Genomic DNA, 18,136 nt, shown 5'->3' with positions numbered 1-18,136 from the left:
ATCGCAGCGCTCAAAGTTTTTGATGATTTTTACTACTGAATTTATAGCTGCTTGCGCATACCAGATATGCGCAAAACACATATTTAATACTAGAAAAATCGTTTGCCGGTTAAAACGAATGCGCTCTAGGGCCTGTTAACGCTATGAACTTATGAATACGCAAGAAACAAAGTCGCGCGCCGAGTTTCTGGCCTCGATCGACCTGCTTTCGGCGCTGACGCGCAACGACCTTGAACGACTGGCAGAAGCCGCGCAGCCGCGCCTGCTGGCGTTCGGAGACACCGTTTGCAGCGCCGGCGACGCCGCCGATGGCATGTTCATCGTCAAATCCGGCTCGATCCGCGTCTTCGTCGAGGAGCGCGGCAAGGAAGTCAGCCTGGGCGTGCGCAAGGCGGGCGATGTCTTTGCCGAGATCGTGATGCTTCGCGAGTACCGGCACGAATCGTCGGTGCGTGCCTCGGGCAAGACCGAGCTGCTGTTCATCCCGCGCGAGGTGATCGCGCCGATGATTGCCGCCAACCCAGCGGCGCGCGCGTTCGTCGCCGGCCGCGTGGCGATCGGCTCCGCTGGCGGGTTGATCAGCAAATGGTTCGACCTGCGGGGCAAGGTCGACAAAGACGAACTCGAAGAGCTGATCCGCAGCGTCGGCGCCAAGCAGGTCGGCGCCGGAAAAGAGATCCTGAAGCAGGACTCGCGCGAAGACCGCCGGCTGTACGTGGTGCGCCACGGCGAGGTGCGCCTGGTGCGCCACGAGGACGGCACGGACTACACGCTCGCCACCCTGCGCCAGGGCGACACGTTCGGCGAGAAGGCCTGTCTGCTGCGCCAGGAACAATTCACGTCGGCGGTCGCCGCCACCGACACCGCGTTGCTGGTCATTCCGGAGAAGACCGTTGTCTTCATCCTGGAGCGCAACCCGAAGCTGCGCGAGGCGCTGGAGGAACGCATTCGCACCCTCGACCGCGAGCTGCAGCGCCACAAAAAGCTGGCCCAGCGCCGCAAGAAGCCATTGCTGCTCGACCTGCAATCCCGCCCCGAACTCGGCGAGAAGGTGATCCGGCGCTTCGCCTGGGTCCAGCAAGCCGAGCAGATGGACTGCGGCGCTGCCTGCCTGGCGATGATCTGCAAACACCACGGCATCGAAATGACCTTGGGCAAGCTGCGCGAGATGGCCAACGTGACGACGCAGGGCGCGACGCTGGACAGCCTGGCGCGCACCGGCGAATCGCTCGGCTTCACGACGCGCGGCGTCAAGTGCACGTTCGACAACTTGCGCGGCTTCGACCTGCCGCTGATCGTGCACTGGGAGGGCTACCACTACGTCGTGGTGTATGGGGTTTCCGACCGGCACGTGTGGGTGGCGGACCCGGCCCTGGGCTTCAGGAAGCTCAGCCTCGAAGAGTTCGAACGCGGCTGGAGCGGCACCAGCCTGGTCTTCACCCGCAACCAGGCGGCGGCTGAGACGGCCGCATCGCGCTCGCCCTGGGTGCGGTTTGCACGCTACCTGGTGCCGCACAAGAAGATCCTGCTGCACCTAATCCTGGCGACCTTCGTCATCCAGATGCTGGGCATCGTGCCGCCGATGATCATCCAGAACATCCTGGACGGCGTGATCGTGCACCAGAACGTGAGCCTGCTGCACCTGCTGATCAGCGGGCTGATCATCTCGCAGGTGTTCACCCAGCTGATGGCGACGATCCGCGCCGCGCTGGGGAACTTCATGGTGCGCAAGCTCGACTTCACGATGATGTCGCAGTTCTTCAGGCACACGCTGTCGCTGCCCTACTCGTTCTTCGGCAAGCGCAAGACGGGCGACATCTTCGCGCGCTTCCAGGAGAACCAGACGATCCGCGCGTTCCTCACCGAGTCGACCGTGACCACGGTGCTCAACCTGCTGATGATCTTCATCTACTTCACGGTGCTGTTTCTGTACAACGTGAAGCTGACGCTGCTGCTGATCGGGTTCGTGATTCCGATCCTCGCCTTGACCGTGCTGGTGACGCCCAAGGTCAAGGCCTATGCGCGCGAAGTGTTCGGTGCCTCCACCGACGCCAAGTCGTACCTGATGGAAGTGCTCGGCGGCGTGGAAACCGTCAAGGGCATGGGCATCGAGCGGCCGGTGCGGCTGAAGTGGGAGAAGAAGTACGCCAAGGCGCTTGAAGTCCAGTTCCGCGCCCAGGCGTTCAACATCCGGGTCGGCCTGGCCGGGCAGTTGCTCAACGCTGCCACCACGGTGACCATCCTCTGGGCCGGCGCCAGCCTGGTGCTCTCGGGCGAGCTGACGATCGGCCAGCTGATCGCCTTCAACGCGCTGATGGGCAGCGTGCTCGCGCCGCTGATGGGGATGGTCGGGCTGTGGAGCATGCTGAACGACGCCGCCGTCGCGATGGAGCGCCTGGGCGACGTGCTCGACATCGAGCCTGAACAGAAGCCCGAGGACGTGGCCTCGCGCGTTGCGTTGCCCGACCTGCAGGGCGACATCAAGCTCGACGGTGTGTACTTCCGCTACGGCGGCGACGAAGAAGCCTACGTGCTGCAGAACATCAGCCTTGAAATCAAGCCAGGCGAACTGGTGGCCATCGTCGGCCGCAGCGGCTCGGGCAAGACCACACTGGCCAAGCTGCTGGTGGGCTTTTACCCGCCCACTGACGGCAAGCTCACGGTCGACGGCTACGACATCAACGTGATCGACAAGGAGTACTTCCGCGCGCAGGTCGGCTATGTGATGCAGAGCAACCTGCTGTTCTCGGGCACCATCGCCGAGAACATCGCCAGCGGCGACACCAGCCCCGACCGGCGCCGCATCGAAGAAGTGGCCAAGCGGGCCGATGCGCACGGCTTCATCAGCAAACTGCCGCTCGGCTACGAGCAGGTGGTGGGCGAGCGCGGCATGGGCCTGTCGGGCGGACAGGTGCAGCGCCTGTGCATCGCCCGCGCGCTGTACCACGACCCGCGGCTGCTGGTGTTCGACGAGGCGACCTCTGCGCTGGACACCCAATCCGAGAGCAACATCATCGCCAACATGGGCGACATCCTGAAGGGCCGCACCGCGGTGGTCATCGCGCACCGGCTGAGCACCATCATGCACGCCGACAAGATTGTCGTGCTCTATGAAGGCAAAGTCGTCGAGCAGGGGCGGCATGACGAGCTGGTCGAGCGCCGCGGCATGTACTACGAGCTGGTGCACAAGCAGCTGAGCGCTGCGTGAGGAAACTTGCCTACCGGCCATGAACGTCTGCAATGGGGCAGTCCAGAGCGCATCCGTTTTGACCGGCAAACGGCTTTCAGCACCAAATATGCCTATTGCGCACGGCTGGCATGCGCAAGCAGCTATAAATTCAGTAGCAAAAACTGCCAGGTACCTTGAGCGCCGTGCTTGCCAGCCAGGGTGATTTCTCTAGAGCGGATTTCAAGTTAGTGAAAGGCATACCCGCAATGCTTGAACCATTCTTTTGCGTCGGAGGCGGTCACCGTGTCGATGACATGCGCAAGTGCTTGATCCAGCGCTTCCAGGGTACGGGCCTTGATGGCGCGCAGGTATGTCTTGAGTTTGGACCAGCACGGCTCGATGGGTGAGTAGTCGGGCGAATAGGGTGGCAAATACATCAAGGCAGCGCCCCTGGCTTCGATGGCGCTGCGGATGCCGTCCACCTTGTGCGCGCCCAAGTTGTCCATCACCACCACATCGCCCGGCTTGAGCGTGGGCGCCAGCACTTGGCTGACATACGCAAAAAACACGGCCCCATCGGTGGCGCCCTCGATCGTCATCACGGCTTCGAGCCCTTGGCACGACAGCGAGCCCAGCACCGTTACATTGCGGCCCCAGTTTTTCGGCACCGCGTCATGCACGCGCTGGCCGCGCCGGGCACGCCCGTAGCGGCGCGTCATCGCGATGTTCACGCCCGATTCGTCCACAAACTTCAGCCGCGCGGGGGCATGCCGGGCAATGCCCTGCCAGTACTGGCGGCGAGCCTGACGTACCTGCGCTGTGTCGCGCTCTGAGGCGTGTACGGTCTTTTTTTTCGCCGCAGCCCCAGGCGCTGCAGCGCCCGGCACAGGGTAGGCGTGCTCACCGCCGGGCGGCCATCGGTCTGGAGATGCTCGGCCAGTTCGACCAGCGTCAGGTCGGGCTGCTCTTGGAGCCAGTGCGCCAGCCGCTGGCACCCCGTCGGGTCAATCCTGGCGTGAGGCCCTGGACGCTGGCGCGGCGGGGCCAGTTCACCGCTGCGGCGCACCCGGCGCAGCAGTCCTTCGACAAACGACAGGCTCACGCCAAAGAATTCGGCCACCGCGCGTTGCGATTGACCCGGGCGTTCGCAACGCCTGCACGACTTTACGGCGTAAATCCAGAGAATAGGGAGCAGCCATGATTGCACCATTGCTTTGCTGACATCCTTCTTGGACTTCTTGTCTTTCAAAAAATTCGTTGCCTTCAGTTATCTTGAAATCCGCTCTAGAGGGAATGCGGATTTAAAACCGGATGCGGCGTCGTTCGGTCCGGGCTGCTCAGGTCGTCGGCACGCACGACCACTGCAGTGACGTTGTCGTGGGCGCCGCGTTCGAGCGCCAGGTCCAGCAGGGTCTGGCACGCCAGCTTGCAACCGCCGTGCAGCAGCGCTTGCGCGATGGCCACTTCGCTGACCTCGTTGCTCAGGCCGTCGCTGCACAGCAGGAACAGGTCGCCGTCGAGCACGTCGAGAGTGACGCTGTCGAGCTCCAGCGCTTCATCACCGCCGATGGCGCGCGTGATCACGTTCGGCGGCGGCCGAACCAGCGTGTCGTCCGAGGTTCCCACGTGCTGCGACCGCACGGCTTCGAGCTGGCTGTGGTCGCGTGTGATCTGTTGGAGCCGCCCCGCCCGAAAGCGGTAGATGCGGCTGTCGCCGGCCCACACGCAGGCGCCATGGCGCCCGGCGGCGAGCAGCACGGCGATGGTGGTGCCGATGATCGGCACGTCGCGCCGCGCAGCTTCGGCACGCAGGCGGCGGTTGGTTTGCTGCAGACGCTCGTCAGCGGTCGCGACGATCGCTTGCAGGCTTGCCGCCGCTTTGGTCGGGTCCACCAGATCCATCAGGCTCCTGATGGCCAGGCGGCTCGCGAACTCGCCCAAGGCGTGGCCGCCCATGCCGTCAGCGACGGCCCAGACCTTGCAGTGGGGTTGTTCGAGGCAGGCGTCTTCGTTGACCTCGCGCACCCGGCCGGGGTGCGAACACGAGGCCGACGTCCAGTGGAACTCGTTCGCGCGGCCCGCACCATCGGCACCAGGCTCGGCAGGGGTCATGTCGCCCGTGGTGTTCGGCGGTTGGTACGGCATGCACGCTCGCGCCTCAGGCGCCCTGGCTGCCAATCAAGACGGCGGTGAGGTTGGCGTTGTCGCCCGAGTTTTCGATGTTGAGGACCGTGGTCTGATTGACTAGCTTGTCGATGTAGGTGTTGTTGATCTGGAAATAGTTGACCACCGAACCGAGGTTGGCAACAGGTTCAACGAAGGGCCGGAATGCGAAGACCCAAGGCGCGCCGCCTGCGCCCCGCAACGACGACATGGCTCTGACATCCAGAGCGCGACTGAGGGGGAGGTCGGTGATGGTGATCATGGCGGTGTCTCGTTGGCTTGGGTCGCGCAGTGAAAATGGAGTGAGGCGGTACCGAAGGTGAGGGTGCAACCGGTGCCACCTCACTGACCTTCGGGCGTGTCGCCGAGCAACTTGCGCTGCACGGCGGCAACGCCGGCCCTTAGCCCTGGGCCACCAGGGAGTTCGCCGACTGCAGGATGTTGGCGATGTTGAGGTCGAGGCCGATGTCCGTTGCCGTGGGAACGATGGTCTGGATCTGCGGGTTGACCTGGATGGTGGGGCTGCCGATGCTCACGCCGGTGGGGCCGTTCAGCAGCGTCGAGCCAGACATCAGGGCGAGCACGCCGTTCGATCCGTCGCCGCCGCACACTGCAGCTTGCTCTTCACGGCTCATTTCGTGACTCAGTTCGAGGTCTTTGATGTTCATGGGAGTTCTCCTAAGGGGTGGGTGGGTGGGGCCGTGCACGACTTTCGCCGCGCACGGATTCCGCTTGTGCTCAGAACTGGCCGAGAAAGGTGTTCGCCGACTGCAGCACGTTGGCAATCTTGGTGTCGACATCGACATCCGTTGCCGTCGGGGTGATGGTCTGCGATTGCGGGTTGGCTTGCACGACCGGGCTGCCAATGCTGACACCGGCGCCGCCGTTCACCAGCGCCGAACCGGCCATCAGGGCCAGCACGGTGTTGCTGGCGTCGCCGCCGCGCACGGCGGCTTGTTCGTCACGGCTGAGTTCTTGGGCCAGGGCGAGGTCTTGGATGTTCATGATGTGCTTTCCTAAGGGGTGGTTGAGCGGGAGGGCTTAGAACTGGCCGAGCAGTGTGTTCGCCGACTGCAGCACGTTGGCAATCTTGGTGTCGACATCGACATCCGTTGCCGTCGGGGTGATGGTCTGCGATTGCGGGTTGGCTTGCACGACCGGGCTGCCAATGCTGACACCGGCGCCGCCGTTCACCAGCGCCGAACCAGCCATCAGGGCCAGCACGGTGTTGCTGGCGTCGCCGCCGCGCACGGCGGCTTGTTCGTCACGGCTGAGTTCTTGGGCCAGGGCGAGGTCTTGGATGTTCATGATGTGCTTTCCTAAGGGGTGGTTGAGCGGGAGGGCTTAGAACTGGCCGAGCAGTGTGTTCGCCGACTGCAGCACGTTGGCGATCTTGGTGTCGACATCGACGTCCGTTGCCGTCGGGGTGATGGTCTGCGATTGCGGGTTGGCTTGCACGACCGGGCTGCCAATGCTGACACCGGCGCCGCCGTTCACCAGCGCCGAACCGGCCATCAGGGCCAGCACGGTGTTGCTGGCGTCGCCGCCGCGCACGGCGGCTTGTTCGTCACGGCTGAGTTCTTGGGCCAGGGCGAGGTCTTGGATGTTCATGATGTGTTCCTTAAAGAAGGTTGAAAGGTTGGAGACTTGGGCTTGAGAGCAAGTGTGCTTCTCGGATATTGAGTTGCACGCCTGCGCACCAGCGTTCAAACTATTTTTCGAATAATTTGAAGTCGATCTGGAATCGGCCCTCGGCGAACCAGTGGGTTGCCGCACGCGCAAACGCCTGGCGCACCTCGTCGAGTGACACCGCAGGCAGTTCACTGAAATCGTCACCGAACACCGATGGCGGCCAGCTGCCAGACACGTCGCGCTCGCTCGCAAAGCAGGCAATCGTCTCGGGCATATATTGATGGTCGCCTTTGTGCACAAAGGCATGGACGGTGGCGACGTTGGCGCTGTCGGATTTGCTGCCTTGCCCGTCGGGTTGCCTTTTGCAGTTCCGGGCATTGCCCGCCTGAAACCGCGTCGTCCAGTTCGTCAGATTCATCATCACCCCTGCAGCAAGGCAGGCCATGAGTTGCCGCGTTCGGCAAGGTGCTTCACTTTCTCTCGCGAACTGCTCGAGCCCGGTGGCGGGCTCCTGGGAGACTCGACTGCGCACAACTGTACACAATAAAGCGGATTGCAAATTAGTGTCAGGCGTAGTCGTAAAATGCTACATTATTAATAGCTACTTATCCATGCGTAGCATGCGGAAAGCAGCTTTTTTGTTTGTATTTTTTATAAATCATCCAGCGGTAAAAATCAAAATCGCTCCAGGACAGAATCGATGGAAAATCAGGAGTCCGATTTCCGCCAGTTTTGGTTCTTGATCAAATGCCGTGGAGGCCGCCATCGATGCTGCGTTGCTTGACTTGCGCTCCATGGGCTGCAGACATTCTGAAATCGGGTCAAGCTGATTTCTGGCGGGCTGCGCATCTGCATAGGAATCTCCCGCCATGCTCGACAGTGCCCCGCCTGAACCGCCTCCACCCCCACCACGCCTGACGGGCTTGCGCGGCACCTTGCACGCGCTGCGCAATTTCGGGTTTGGAGGCCTTGGCACTCCCTTTGCCGACTACGACAGCTTCACGGCCAGCGATGGCCAGGTCATTCCCGTGTGCGTGCTCGGCGACGGCCCGCCGCTGGTGCTGGTGCATGGCGTCGGGTGCTCGCATCGCGACTGGCTGCCGGTGGCCAGGCGGCTGGCACGGCGCCACTGCGTGCTTGCCTGGGACGCACGCGGCCATGGCAGTTGCCGGCCAGTGCACGGCAGCATCACGCTGGCGCGACTCGCCGAAGACCTGGCCGAGATGCTCGACCACTTCGGACTGGATCGTCCGGTGTTGGTCGGGCACTCCATGGGCGCGCTGACGCTGATGCAGTATCTGCATTCGTACGGCACGCAGCGAGTTGCGGCCGTGGCGCTGGTGGACCAGTCGCCGCGCATCGTGACAGACGACAGCTGGCGTCTCGGGCTGTTCGGCGGCTGCAGCGCGGCGATGCTGTCGGGGCTGATCGCGGGCGCGCGCCGCGATTTGGCCGAGACGCTGTTGAACGAGGTCGGCGCTCGCGCAGGCCCTTGGCTAAGGCACCAGCTGGGTGTCGACGCATCGCTCGGACGGATGCTGCGCCGGCGCCTTGGACGCATCGATGTCCGGCCGCTACTCGACCTCGCCGAGTCGATGGCGCAGGCCGACTTCCGCGCTTCGCTGTCGCGCCTGGACGCCCCGCTGCTCGTCGTGCTCGGGGCGCGCAGTCCGCACTACGCCGGTCTGCCGCTCGATGCCTGGTATCGCGACACGGTGAAGCACGCGCAGATCTCGATTTACCCGCGTGCCGGCCATTCGCCGCATGTCAGTGAGCCGCTGCGCTTTGCGCGCGAACTTCAGCGCTTCATAGACGACCACGCGTGAGCGGCTTGGCTGAGTTCAATGGCCAACAACCCCAGGACGTCAAGGGGGTGCCGGTTACCCGCAGCGCCCATTGGCGTCAGACTTGAAGCAGAAGTCGGCTGTCAGGCTCGACGACTCCCAGGGCACCTGCACGCGGCCGGTGTCTTCGGCCACACCGATACGCACCCGCTTGAAGAGCTGCTCGATCTGCAGCCCCGGCGTCGGCAGATTGGCCAGCAGGTGTCGCGCATAGACACTGTGCTCGCCGCTGGTGCCGTCGAGCGCCACACCGTTCGGTGCGGTCGAGAAGGCCACCAGGGTGCCCACGGGCGCATCGAGCGTGGCCAGGCCACCCGGCGTCGCGCCGCGGAATTTCAGGCGCCGTCCATCGGGGCCGACGATGACGCCGCCGGCGAACGGGTTCACACGGCAGGCGTCGAGCACCACGATGTTGGCGCCGGTGCGAATTGCGCTGAGCCGGTCGACGAACTCGCCAACGTCAGCACTTTGTCGCTGGATGTCCTCTTCCGACTTCGGGTCGGCGTCGATCGGCACCAGGTAGTTGCGGCCCTTCACCTGAACGCCGTGGCCGGCATAGAACAGCATGCGAACCGACGCCTTCGGAGCGCGCACCGAAAACTCGCGCAGCGACTCGATCAGTTCCCGCAGCCGCGTGTTCTGGCGCAGGGTCACGTCATAGCCAAGGCCGCGTAGCGCCGCCGCGACGGCGTTGGCGTCACCGGTTGGGTTCTTCAGCGGTGCAGCGGGATACGCGCCGTTGCCGATCACCAAAGCGATTCTCGATTCGGCGCCGGTGACGTTGGCCGAGGCGCTCATGGCGGGACCGAAAGGCAGCGCTGCGGCCCCCAATGTACAGCGCAGCAGCATGCGGCGGGTCAGCAGCGTGACCATGGCGGCTACTCGCGAGGCGGCACGCCCGGTGCCAGCGCGGCGGCCTGAACGATGGTGGCGGCCTGCACCCGGGCGAGCGCCGCGGCTTCGCTGCCGGCCGGCACTCGCAGGTAATAATCGCCGAGCTGGCCTGGGCCGCCGGCCAGCTCGCCGTGAACCTGGACCACCAGCATGCGGATGTCGCTCTCCTTGGCGTCCGGTGCGAAGCTGATCTTCAGCATCGGGCCTTCTTCGACGCGAACCGCATGCAGTGCGCGGATTTCGTCGGCGTTGTCGCTGACGTGACCGAGCAGGTTCAGGATGACGCCACCTTGCACTGCGACGACGGCCATCGCGGCCATCGCATAGCTCGGCCGCAGGCCAAAGTTGCCAAAGAAGGCGCTGATGCGCTCGGCCATGGTCGGACGGTCGCCCTGGATCAGGCGCATGGCGCGTGCCAGGCCGATCGTTGCCGGTACGGCCGGGGCGTTTTCCTGTACGCGCTTTTGCAGCGAGCGATACCACTCCAACTCGCTGCGGGCCTCGGGATGCTGTTCGAGGTAAGTCTCGACGAAGGCCTGGTCTTCGTCACCCAGAGAGCCGTTGGCGTACCAGGGGAGCAGTTCTTCGAAACGTTCATTCATGATGCCTGCGCTCCGGTGACAACGGTAGCAGCCTTGCGGTACGGCTGATCTTGCCTGACTTGCCCAGAGCCGCGAAGGAATGACCTGATGGTTGCGCCATTGTGGACAGTGTGAAAGTGGCTATCTAAAACGTCTTTCTGCATCATGGCGGAAACCTCATCCATTTGGTCGAGGACAACCATGCGGGAATTGAATTGAACTGGCGCGGGCATACCCGCGCGAATATGTTCTAGGGCTTGGCGCAGCAGCATGGTGAATCTCCTTTAGTGCCTCTGGGTTGCGCGAGGTCGGCGGATGGTTCAATTTATTTTGGTGCGCAGTCACGTCAGCCGCAAGCGTCAGGAGGCGAGCGTGCCTTTTTCGTCAGGGGTACTACCCTCGCTGCGCAGCAGAGACTGCAGGCACTTCTTGATCTTCTGGCGGGCGTGGAACAGCCGCGTCTTGACGGTGCCCTCGGGACAGTTCTGTACCTCAGCCACTTCAGCCACGCCCATGCCCTCGTAAAACACCAGGTGCAGGCATTCGCGATGCTCGTCCGACAGCTTGCCCATGCAGTGCTGCACGCCTTCGCGCCGTTGCTTGCCGGCCAACTCAGCGAAACCGTCGGGCGTGTCCGAAGCGGTAATCTCGGCGATGTCGTCGAGATCACCATGCACCTCGTCGGGTCTGCGCGCACGATAGACCATCAGCGCCTTTCTGCGCGCGATCCCGATAAGCCACGTGGAAAACTGTGAATCGCCGCGAAAACGCTGTGGGTAGCGCCAGACCTCGTAAAGCGTGTCCACTACGACCTCCTCGGCCCGCGCGTGGTCGTTTAGCATGTTGAGGACGTAGGCGTATACCCTGCGGCTGAACGCCTTATACAGTTGACGAAACGCTTCCTGGTCTTCGTGGCCGATGCGTACAAGCAGCTGATTGACTTGGTCTGTGTCCATGCGGGCGGTGATGGTTACGGTGCCGATGACGCAATATAACGTTTCTGTCGGATTTATACCGGGGTTCATGACTGGGGCACACCGTGGTTCGGACGGGTTGGCTTGAACTGACCCTTCTTTTCCCCAGGCAAACGGGCGGCCCGGTCACGAAGACCGGCCCCACGCGAGAGGAGAACGGCTCGCGCAACGACGATCGCCGCTGGCGCGCCAAATGTAGCGATTCTCGCCAGTCCCGTTGCAAGAAGGGTTGCTGCTTCCTGGTGGTCACAGCCTTCCGCCGCAGTAGCGCCCGTCGAGCGCCTGAGCAGACCTCGTACAGCTTGGTGAAGAGAGGCTGACGCACAGCCAGGCGCATCTGTAGGACAGCGCCTTTATTTCAGCCCCCACCTTGTCGCTGAATTCGGTCCAAACGCCTCGCGTATCTGCCTTACATCAACCGCTGTGAGTCAGTTCTCGATGTCTTGCGTGTAACCCGTCTGTGTGCTCATTCCTGGATTTTATGTATCCGGCATGCTGCTTCAAAAAGCCATCGGATAACGCCAGATTTTGATCAGGTCTGGGAAGTTATTTCTGGCCGCATCCTTACACGGTGGATCAGGCCATCGTTGACGAGGCCCAAAAAGCAGGCGCCGACATGATTGTGATGGTGACGCACGGGCGCAGCCGGGTGGGGAAATTCGTATGCGGCTCGCACACCAAGAACGTCATCATCGAAAGCAGGCTTCCCGTGCTTGTACTGCGCTGAAGACAGTTGCGTTTTTTGCCAAATGGATTGGCGTTCTGCCCGCGTACACAGGCATACTGAAGAAAATCTGCCATGGCACGTCAGTACGCCCGCCGGGCACGGGTGTGCTTTCAACTGGTTGCGTTTTCGTCATTGCGCGAGGACTGGCCCGCCGCTACCGTGACAGCTCTCCCTTGGTTCTTGGTAATTCAGCAACCAAGATTGACCCAGCCTAACCCGCTGGGTTTTTTTTCGCTTGGTGCGGGGGTTGCCTGCGGACTGGCGGCGAGGTTATAGAGCGTGGTTACACCCCAGGAGGTCGATTCGATTCCCACAGGGAATCCAATAGAAGGCTGCAACCCGCATGAATGCTGGGTTCTTGCTGTTCAGCTTCGAAAGATACCGCCAGAAGTACCCACAAGAAGAAATGTGACCCTGCTTTTGCGCATCACGGCACTGGCATGGGCGCAGGTGAGCCTAATGTGAGAACGCCTTGAGGTTTTTGCAGCGCTCAAAGAATTTGTTCACCTCTGTCGTCTTGTCGAACACCGCGTCAACGCCCAGCGCAAGGCAGCGGCTTCGGACATAAGGGCTGGACATATTGGTCAGGACAAACACCTCCTGATGCGCCAATCGTTGTTGACAGATTTCCAGGACACTGAGGCGGTGGCCCAGCCAAAGCCCTGCTCGATGAGCTTTCTCTTTTGCTGCCAGACGGCCTGTTACCAATGAGCACTCAGGTATGAGTCTTCTTCGTCAAAACATGGTTTGCGCAAACTCAAGAAAATCCTCCGTACTGGGCTGGCCCCAGGTGTCCTGCGCCAGCCAGCGCAGAAAAGCAGATTGAGCGCCCTTGAACGGCTTGCCCTTTTTAATGCGAAAACCACGGATATCCTGCTGCGCGTTGTACCGCTCGGCCAGTGCGTCCTGCTCTGCCGGACCGAACTCATTGAAATAAGCCTGCGCTTCCTTGGCTTGCTTCATCATGAAAGCATCGACAAGCTTGTTCTGACTTGAGGATTTTTCACCGGCACCAGAGGGACTGGCTGGTGGCGAAGGCTCGTGCTTGATCTGTGCATCGTGCATCTCACCGGCAAGCGCCAGATCTTCGTTTGCCCCGTAACCCATGGCAACGGCATTGCGAAGGTAAGCGGCAGGGTTTTCGATCACGGAGGCATTCTTGTTAGCAATCCTGTCCTTTGTGTAGGCCAGCGCGGCAAGGACGCGCTGAGCAGGATATGCCTTGAGCATTTTCTTGGCTTCCGACTGAGAAAGGCCAAACAACACCAGCTCGCCAATCGCCTTCATAGCCTCCTCGTTGGAAGGATCCACATCCTGACGCGCGACATCGTTTTTTCTGCTCACGATGAACTGCACGGTCGTCACTTGGCGTCCCTCCTTCGTCAGCTTCATCTCTACATTGATGTCAGCCAGTGAGTTCATCTCCACCATGGAAGGCCTGAGTATCTTGTTATTGAAATGCTTGAATTCCTCATAAGTTTTGGGAACCTCGGCACGCCCCAGAACAATGCTGCGCAATACTGTCCAATGAACAGGCGTTGTTGCGCCTATGTTCACAAAACGCACGCAGTGCTCATAGATCGCAACCGATGAAGAACGCTTGAACCTGCCGATGACATTGAGATCAATCATGGCGTACATCTTGGGCTGAAGAACACGCTCCTGAAGTTCATGGTTGATCTGATAGAGCAGCTTGCCACTTCTTTGCTTGACGTTGGGAAACAGCGTTGCTGCATCCCAGTCCGTGAGCTTTCTCAATTTAGGCGTGGGATGCTGCGTTGCCAGCACATCGAACTCGAACACGATTTTCATCAGCTCCATCGCGGCTTCTCGGAGATGCTGGTGGTTGTTGCTGTCAAAGCCCAGATCGCCGGCCATTTCAGCAATGTTGATACTCCAGTAACCGTCCTTATCGACTTCGGTGTCAATGGCGTTCTTGATCCATGCATTGAGCATTTTTCGCAACACCAGGGTCATGTTGTTCAGAGGGATGCTATGAACAACCTGAACAGCCTTTCGGTACGCGTTGGGAAACTCGATGGCTGGAAAAAGTGAGGCTTGAAATTCAGCTTCCTTGATGAGCAAGGTGCTTTCTTTTGAGTGGCTGCTTTGCTTGGATGGAGCTTTGGTTTTTAAGGTCATTGTCTTGCATGTTTTACAGGTCACTAGTGCATGACTCGATTGTGACCTATCTTGGTCTTTTATCCGGCTGCAAGCTGCATTTCCTGACTTTGGATATGTTGCCAATTTGAACAACGACTCCTGTTGTGTACTTTAATCAAAACACTTTTTTCTTTAATACATTTAAGCCCTGAAAAAAGCTCTTTTACAGAGGAGAGCGGCGATCAATTGGTCACCAGTAGTGGGATGATAGGTCACGCCTTTTGGGAGTTAAGGTCTACAGTTATGGGAGATTGGTCACTACTTATGGGATTTGAGGTCTGTGGTTATGGGATTTGAGGTCACCATTAATGGGAGAGAGAACACCGGGCCCATCTCGGACCTGTAAGGTCACTGGCAATGGGAGAAAGAACTGCGCAAAGCTGAGGAGTACAGTTGTCCTTGTAAAGGGAGGAGCGATCATTCCAAACAGAAATGAATGTTCAGGCGCTATCGGTTCTCAGGCGCAGGCATAGCGCTGGGATGCAGCGCTGGAGGAGTTGGGCCAAGCTGATCGCACTTTGTCTCGCGTCCGGAAGCCAGGCTGCATGCCAGTGCTGCCCACTTGCGCTTCCTGCTCGGAACTGCCCAGCGCAAGAACGGCCAGAAACTGATGGGGACAATTGCCAAGCCACCGCCGGAGGCTGTATATCGTCTGCTGGGCGGCTTGACCTGGAGCGCCAAGGCCATGTGCGTGTGACGGCCCGGATAATTGGCTGTTTGTCCCGGGCCGTCCCACCCACATGGCCTTGGCGCCCGGGCAGCAAGTCCTTGATGCGTTCCCACTGATTTTCTCGAACTGCGTATCTTCTGGTCATTACCCTGAAATAAGGCGCTCTTGCCGGCATTCAAGGATGAACAGGCCTGGCAATTGATGACACGCTCTAGTCAATAAGTCACCAGCAATGGGATTGCTGGGCGAATTTTAAATTCGCCATGCTATGTCGACTCCCTTTGCATGGCAAAGCCTTGACGCCTTCGAGCATAAGATTCAACAGTTCATCTTAATCATTCAAAAACTGGTGTTGAGTCTTGTGTTTGCTGGCGCTTAACAGTTACCAAAATAAGGCCCCCGAGCGGGGCCTGAATAATGTCTTTGCCGAAACATGGATGGCACAAGTAAAAAGCTGACTCTTATCAGGATAAGTAACCGGTAGTGGAGTTTCATAAGTCACTGGCAATGGGAGGTAGCTGTGAGGTCGCAGATCACGGTCACAACACCAGACAATGGTGCTCGTCAGCGATAGGCACTGATGCCATCTGAGCGGCAACGAAGCACTGCAGAGGAAAATCGAGGCATTCTTAGATTTGTTGCAGCGTAGGGCTGAGCGCCGCGCCTCTGAAAAAGTTGGTGGCACAGGGCGATGCGGACGTATTTATCTGGTGGCAGGCCTTTGATGTGAGGCAAAAGTCTTCTTCTGTAACGGCTGGCTGACTGGGGTGGGCAGGCTCATGCCGGGCCGCATTCCAGTAGCGGCTTGGTGACGTTCAGTCGGCGCTGCGCCAACGCACACCAACTCTCGCCCACGACGTCAGCCTCTTGTCATACCTGCGTCGATAAAGCCAGTCAGGAAGACCCCCAGTGCATTTCTTCCAAGACCATGAACGAGGCCAGGCGGGGTACCATGCACGTCGTACGGCTGAAAACCAGCACCCTTCCCGCAAGGATTCGACTGTTCATGAGCTTAGGCTTTGAGCGCCGATTCAAGTTGGGACGATAGAAATTCAGGCTTGCGGTGGCTACCTGTAGAGAATTTCCCCACTCTACCGCCCCCATGGCAAGCGGCAACGGATTCGATAAGTGTTTGCCATGGCGGGCATTAATTTTTGTAAGTCATTGATTTTGTTTGAGTTTCAAATTGAAACTCAAACAAGAAAGAATTTTTGGTCACAACGGTGCTCTTCCTTGAATTATCTTCGTGCCTCGCCGAGTTCCTGCAGCAATTTTTCGATGGCCGCATACACTACCGTGGCTTCGTTTTCGTCTACTAAATTGATGATCATCCTTTTTTGACGCAGCGACATCTCTGCATATTTTTTCTTGCCGGAGCGGATCGTTGCCCTATGGGTTTCTACAGAGAATAGTGGCTTTTCTTCACCCCCCGCCTTGAGCCAGTCAAGAGCAGCTTTCTGCGTCAGCTCGCCGGCAACGATGTGATGAATGGCTTTGATTGCTAGGCTTGGATTGATCACTGCATGCTCAACCAAAGCCGGCGCCAAGCTCGAACCGACAGCTGAGGAGTGTTCCTTCAACACGGTATGAACCGATTCGGGAAGTCCTTCAAAAGACATCAGTTTGGAAATCACTGACGGATTGACTCCAGCCTCCTGGGCCAACTGGTCGTTCGTAAAACCTTTGCTTCGTTTGCGCTGGGAGAATCCCAGGTACTTCTGGTAGTCCGTCAGTGAAGGCGCCAGCAAGTTGTCGAAAAAGACGAGACGCTCAGCTTCATCATCGGTGAGATCGCGCAAGGATGCTTCGATTTCACTGCGACCCAATCGCCTGTATGCTTCCCACCGATGACGCCCTGCAATGATCTCCAGGGCACCGTCGGCGCGGCGGCGCACGACGATGGGCGAGCTCAGTTGGTTGTGGCGCAGGTTCTCAACGAGCTCGGCAATTTTCTCTTCTGATAACTCGCTGGTTTGATAGGGGCTCGGCTCGATCAGGCCAAGTTCCACCAGAATCGGCTTGCCTAGGTGCTGAGATGAAGTGCTGAAATCAAAAGAGGGCAGCTTTCGGCCTGCGGCGTCAATCTCTTCTTGCGAATAGCCGAGCAGTCCGGTTTTTTTGGTGAATCGCTTTTCCGCACTCATCGGGCCACTCCCTGCGTAGCGACTCGCTGGGAAGCGGTTTTGCGAGCAGCTCGAACCGCCGCAGTGCCACCGGGCTTTCTCGGGATGACGATCGGAATCATGCCGGCAAGCTGAACATCGTACGCGCCAAGGAGCGAGCGGGACAGGTCAATCATCACCTGGGCGGCAGGGCTGGTGGGTTCACGCTCGATCACTGGTCCGCTGTCAGAATCATCCGTCAAGGAAACTTGCCTGAGAAATGATGCCAGTCTGGGGATGACAACAGGGTCGAGCTTGCCGGGATAAGCAGACTTCAAGGTATCGAGTGCTTTCTGGCAATTCGTGATGCTCGGAACATAGCCGTTTGCAACAATGCGGACGTCAAACGCACGATCAGGGAAGGCTTCATTCATCTCCTCAAGATTGGCCGCCAGCACTTCCATTGCCTTAAGGGATTGGCCATCGAGCATGACAACGGCAAGCATGGCTTGCGTTGCGTAGGTGAGCGCCACCGAGAGTTGTGATGAGCCTGGCGCGCCATCGATCACGATGACGTCATAGCGGCTGAAAACGTCAATGTGCGAATTGAGCAGTTTGGAAACCGTCAGTTCTCGCCGAACGAGGCTTGTCAGCCAGGACTCGATGTTGGTGAGCGTGATGTCCGACGCAATTAAATCGAGCATGCCATCGGCATAGATGGGGCGGATGGCTTTTTCCAGCTGCGCGACTGTCAGCTTGTCGGTCTTGGCCTCATTGGCTTTGAGCAAGTCACCGATGTGCGTCACCTCTTCAGTCGCCCAGTCGATACCGAACATGGTTGTGAGCGAGGCTTGGGGATCTGCATCAATCATGAGGACGCGGTAGCCCTGGAGAGCCATGCAGGCGGCAAGGTTGGCTGTCACGCACGTTTTTCCTGTCCCGCCTTTGGAAATTCGCGAATAGATGATGGGGGGCAGCACTTTTTCACGCCGAGGTTCTTCGTAGATATCCATGAGTGCCAATCGCACCAGCCTGATGTCGTAAGCGCTGTAGAGGTTGTGATAACGCTCATCCTTCTGGAGTTCCGACTCAGGTACCAGACTTCTAAAGGTGGAAGAGGGGCCGGCCCAGCGGCAAAATTCCTGGGCCAGTTTTAGTTTGATGAAGCCTCGCGTCATATCAATGTCTTGAAGTTGTTTGTGCGTCGCAGTGTACAT

Annotated in this window: 19 protein-coding genes; 3 read left to right on the top strand and 16 right to left on the bottom strand. The window is 59.6% G+C overall.

The features are described 5' to 3' along the window. Positions 1-151: 151 nt before the first annotated feature. A complete protein-coding gene (locus ABLV49_RS22765) occupies positions 152-3,208 on the top strand; it encodes a peptidase domain-containing ABC transporter (protein ID WP_349282637.1) in 3,057 nt (1,018 codons plus the stop codon). A 206-nt stretch (positions 3,209-3,414) separates the two neighbouring features. Here ABLV49_RS22765 and ABLV49_RS22760 read toward each other — a convergent pair whose 3' ends face one another. The 9 genes from ABLV49_RS22760 to ABLV49_RS22720 form a co-directional block, all read right to left on the bottom strand. Then, positions 3,415-4,056, bottom strand: coding sequence for an IS630 family transposase (locus tag ABLV49_RS22760; RefSeq protein ID WP_349282636.1), 642 nt, complete (start codon positions 4,054-4,056; stop codon positions 3,415-3,417). Positions 4,057-4,453: 397 nt separating this feature from the next. Then, positions 4,454-5,281, bottom strand: coding sequence for a PP2C family protein-serine/threonine phosphatase (locus ABLV49_RS22755; RefSeq protein ID WP_349282756.1), 828 nt, complete (start codon positions 5,279-5,281; stop codon positions 4,454-4,456). 46 nt (positions 5,282-5,327) lie between these two features. Next, positions 5,328-5,594: a hypothetical protein gene (locus ABLV49_RS22750; RefSeq protein ID WP_349282634.1), complete on the bottom strand. Its 267-nt coding sequence runs from the start codon at positions 5,592-5,594 to the stop codon at positions 5,328-5,330. A gap of 139 nt (positions 5,595-5,733) precedes the next feature. Continuing rightward, the gene (locus tag ABLV49_RS22745; RefSeq protein ID WP_349282632.1) at positions 5,734-6,000 is read right to left on the bottom strand and encodes a hypothetical protein; all 267 of its coding nucleotides are present in this window, start codon (positions 5,998-6,000) and stop codon (positions 5,734-5,736) included. Between the two features lie 70 nt (positions 6,001-6,070). Then, entirely contained in the window at positions 6,071-6,337 is a 267-nt protein-coding gene (locus ABLV49_RS22740) for a hypothetical protein (RefSeq protein WP_349282630.1), read from the bottom strand. 36 nt (positions 6,338-6,373) lie between these two features. Then, positions 6,374-6,640 (bottom strand): hypothetical protein, encoded by a 267-nt coding sequence (locus tag ABLV49_RS22735; RefSeq protein ID WP_349282628.1) that lies wholly within the window; start codon positions 6,638-6,640, stop codon positions 6,374-6,376. 36 nt (positions 6,641-6,676) lie between these two features. Then, positions 6,677-6,943, bottom strand: a complete 267-nt coding sequence (locus ABLV49_RS22730; protein WP_349282628.1) for a hypothetical protein — start codon at positions 6,941-6,943, stop codon at positions 6,677-6,679. A gap of 100 nt (positions 6,944-7,043) precedes the next feature. Further along, a complete protein-coding gene (locus tag ABLV49_RS22725; protein WP_349282627.1) occupies positions 7,044-7,382 on the bottom strand; it encodes a hypothetical protein in 339 nt (112 codons plus the stop codon). Positions 7,383-7,622: 240 nt separating this feature from the next. Next, positions 7,623-7,835: a hypothetical protein gene (locus tag ABLV49_RS22720; protein ID WP_349282625.1), complete on the bottom strand. Its 213-nt coding sequence runs from the start codon at positions 7,833-7,835 to the stop codon at positions 7,623-7,625. Here ABLV49_RS22720 and ABLV49_RS22715 point away from each other — a divergent pair. Then, on the top strand, positions 7,834-8,790 hold the full coding sequence (locus tag ABLV49_RS22715; protein ID WP_349282623.1) for an alpha/beta fold hydrolase: 957 nt from the start codon (positions 7,834-7,836) through the stop codon (positions 8,788-8,790). The two genes, ABLV49_RS22720 and ABLV49_RS22715, sit on opposite strands and share 2 nt — an antisense overlap. 54 nt (positions 8,791-8,844) lie before the next feature. Here ABLV49_RS22715 and ABLV49_RS22710 read toward each other — a convergent pair whose 3' ends face one another. The 4 genes from ABLV49_RS22710 to ABLV49_RS22695 form a co-directional block, all read right to left on the bottom strand. Next, positions 8,845-9,681 (bottom strand): caspase family protein, encoded by an 837-nt coding sequence (locus ABLV49_RS22710; protein WP_349282622.1) that lies wholly within the window; start codon positions 9,679-9,681, stop codon positions 8,845-8,847. A gap of 5 nt (positions 9,682-9,686) precedes the next feature. Continuing rightward, on the bottom strand, positions 9,687-10,304 hold the full coding sequence (locus ABLV49_RS22705; protein WP_349282620.1) for an anti-sigma factor family protein: 618 nt from the start codon (positions 10,302-10,304) through the stop codon (positions 9,687-9,689). Then, the gene (locus ABLV49_RS22700; RefSeq protein ID WP_349282619.1) at positions 10,301-10,555 is read right to left on the bottom strand and encodes a hypothetical protein; all 255 of its coding nucleotides are present in this window, start codon (positions 10,553-10,555) and stop codon (positions 10,301-10,303) included. The genes ABLV49_RS22705 and ABLV49_RS22700 overlap by 4 nt, the downstream gene beginning before the upstream one ends. A gap of 87 nt (positions 10,556-10,642) precedes the next feature. Next, on the bottom strand, positions 10,643-11,239 hold the full coding sequence (locus ABLV49_RS22695) for an RNA polymerase sigma factor (protein ID WP_349282617.1): 597 nt from the start codon (positions 11,237-11,239) through the stop codon (positions 10,643-10,645). Positions 11,240-11,828: 589 nt separating this feature from the next. Between ABLV49_RS22695 and ABLV49_RS22690 the strand changes: the two genes are divergently transcribed. Further along, the gene (locus ABLV49_RS22690) at positions 11,829-11,984 is read left to right on the top strand and encodes a universal stress protein (protein WP_349282615.1); all 156 of its coding nucleotides are present in this window, start codon (positions 11,829-11,831) and stop codon (positions 11,982-11,984) included. A gap of 735 nt (positions 11,985-12,719) precedes the next feature. Here the strand turns inward: ABLV49_RS22690 and ABLV49_RS22685 are convergent. The 3 genes from ABLV49_RS22685 to ABLV49_RS22670 form a co-directional block, all read right to left on the bottom strand. Continuing rightward, entirely contained in the window at positions 12,720-14,126 is a 1,407-nt protein-coding gene (locus ABLV49_RS22685; protein ID WP_349282613.1) for a replication initiation protein, read from the bottom strand. 1,929 nt (positions 14,127-16,055) lie between these two features. Beyond that, complete coding sequence (locus ABLV49_RS22675) at positions 16,056-16,961, bottom strand: ParB/RepB/Spo0J family partition protein (protein ID WP_349282612.1); 906 nt, start codon at positions 16,959-16,961, stop codon at positions 16,056-16,058. Next, a complete protein-coding gene (locus ABLV49_RS22670; protein WP_349282610.1) occupies positions 16,958-18,097 on the bottom strand; it encodes a ParA family protein in 1,140 nt (379 codons plus the stop codon). Before ABLV49_RS22670 ends, ABLV49_RS22675 begins: the two co-directional genes overlap by 4 nt. Positions 18,098-18,136 lie beyond the last annotated feature (39 nt).

Source organism: Polaromonas hydrogenivorans (assembly GCF_040105105.1).
Lineage (GTDB): Bacteria > Pseudomonadota > Gammaproteobacteria > Burkholderiales > Burkholderiaceae_C > Polaromonas > Polaromonas hydrogenivorans.
This window is presented reverse-complemented; position numbering and strand designations above follow the sequence as displayed.

Bases quoted from the DNA above. Each gene is read 5' to 3' on its own strand.
- ABLV49_RS22765 (WP_349282637.1), top strand. From the start codon at position 152: ATGAATACGCAAGAAACAAAGTCGCGCGCCGAGTTTCTGGCCTCGATC.
- ABLV49_RS22755 (WP_349282756.1), bottom strand. From the start codon at position 5,281: ATGACCCCTGCCGAGCCTGGTGCCGATGGTGCGGGCCGCGCGAACGAG.
- ABLV49_RS22750 (WP_349282634.1), bottom strand. From the start codon at position 5,594: ATGATCACCATCACCGACCTCCCCCTCAGTCGCGCTCTGGATGTCAGA.
- ABLV49_RS22745 (WP_349282632.1), bottom strand. From the start codon at position 6,000: ATGAACATCAAAGACCTCGAACTGAGTCACGAAATGAGCCGTGAAGAG.
- ABLV49_RS22740 (WP_349282630.1), bottom strand. From the start codon at position 6,337: ATGAACATCCAAGACCTCGCCCTGGCCCAAGAACTCAGCCGTGACGAA.
- ABLV49_RS22735 (WP_349282628.1), bottom strand. From the start codon at position 6,640: ATGAACATCCAAGACCTCGCCCTGGCCCAAGAACTCAGCCGTGACGAA.
- ABLV49_RS22730 (WP_349282628.1), bottom strand. From the start codon at position 6,943: ATGAACATCCAAGACCTCGCCCTGGCCCAAGAACTCAGCCGTGACGAA.
- ABLV49_RS22725 (WP_349282627.1), bottom strand. From the start codon at position 7,382: ATGAATCTGACGAACTGGACGACGCGGTTTCAGGCGGGCAATGCCCGG.
- ABLV49_RS22715 (WP_349282623.1), top strand. From the start codon at position 7,834: ATGCTCGACAGTGCCCCGCCTGAACCGCCTCCACCCCCACCACGCCTG.
- ABLV49_RS22720 (WP_349282625.1), bottom strand. From the start codon at position 7,835: ATGGCGGGAGATTCCTATGCAGATGCGCAGCCCGCCAGAAATCAGCTT.
- ABLV49_RS22710 (WP_349282622.1), bottom strand. From the start codon at position 9,681: ATGGTCACGCTGCTGACCCGCCGCATGCTGCTGCGCTGTACATTGGGG.
- ABLV49_RS22705 (WP_349282620.1), bottom strand. From the start codon at position 10,304: ATGAATGAACGTTTCGAAGAACTGCTCCCCTGGTACGCCAACGGCTCT.
- ABLV49_RS22700 (WP_349282619.1), bottom strand. From the start codon at position 10,555: ATGCTGCTGCGCCAAGCCCTAGAACATATTCGCGCGGGTATGCCCGCG.
- ABLV49_RS22695 (WP_349282617.1), bottom strand. From the start codon at position 11,239: ATGGACACAGACCAAGTCAATCAGCTGCTTGTACGCATCGGCCACGAA.
- ABLV49_RS22685 (WP_349282613.1), bottom strand. From the start codon at position 14,126: ATGACCTTAAAAACCAAAGCTCCATCCAAGCAAAGCAGCCACTCAAAA.
- ABLV49_RS22675 (WP_349282612.1), bottom strand. From the start codon at position 16,961: ATGAGTGCGGAAAAGCGATTCACCAAAAAAACCGGACTGCTCGGCTAT.
- ABLV49_RS22670 (WP_349282610.1), bottom strand. From the start codon at position 18,097: ATGACGCGAGGCTTCATCAAACTAAAACTGGCCCAGGAATTTTGCCGC.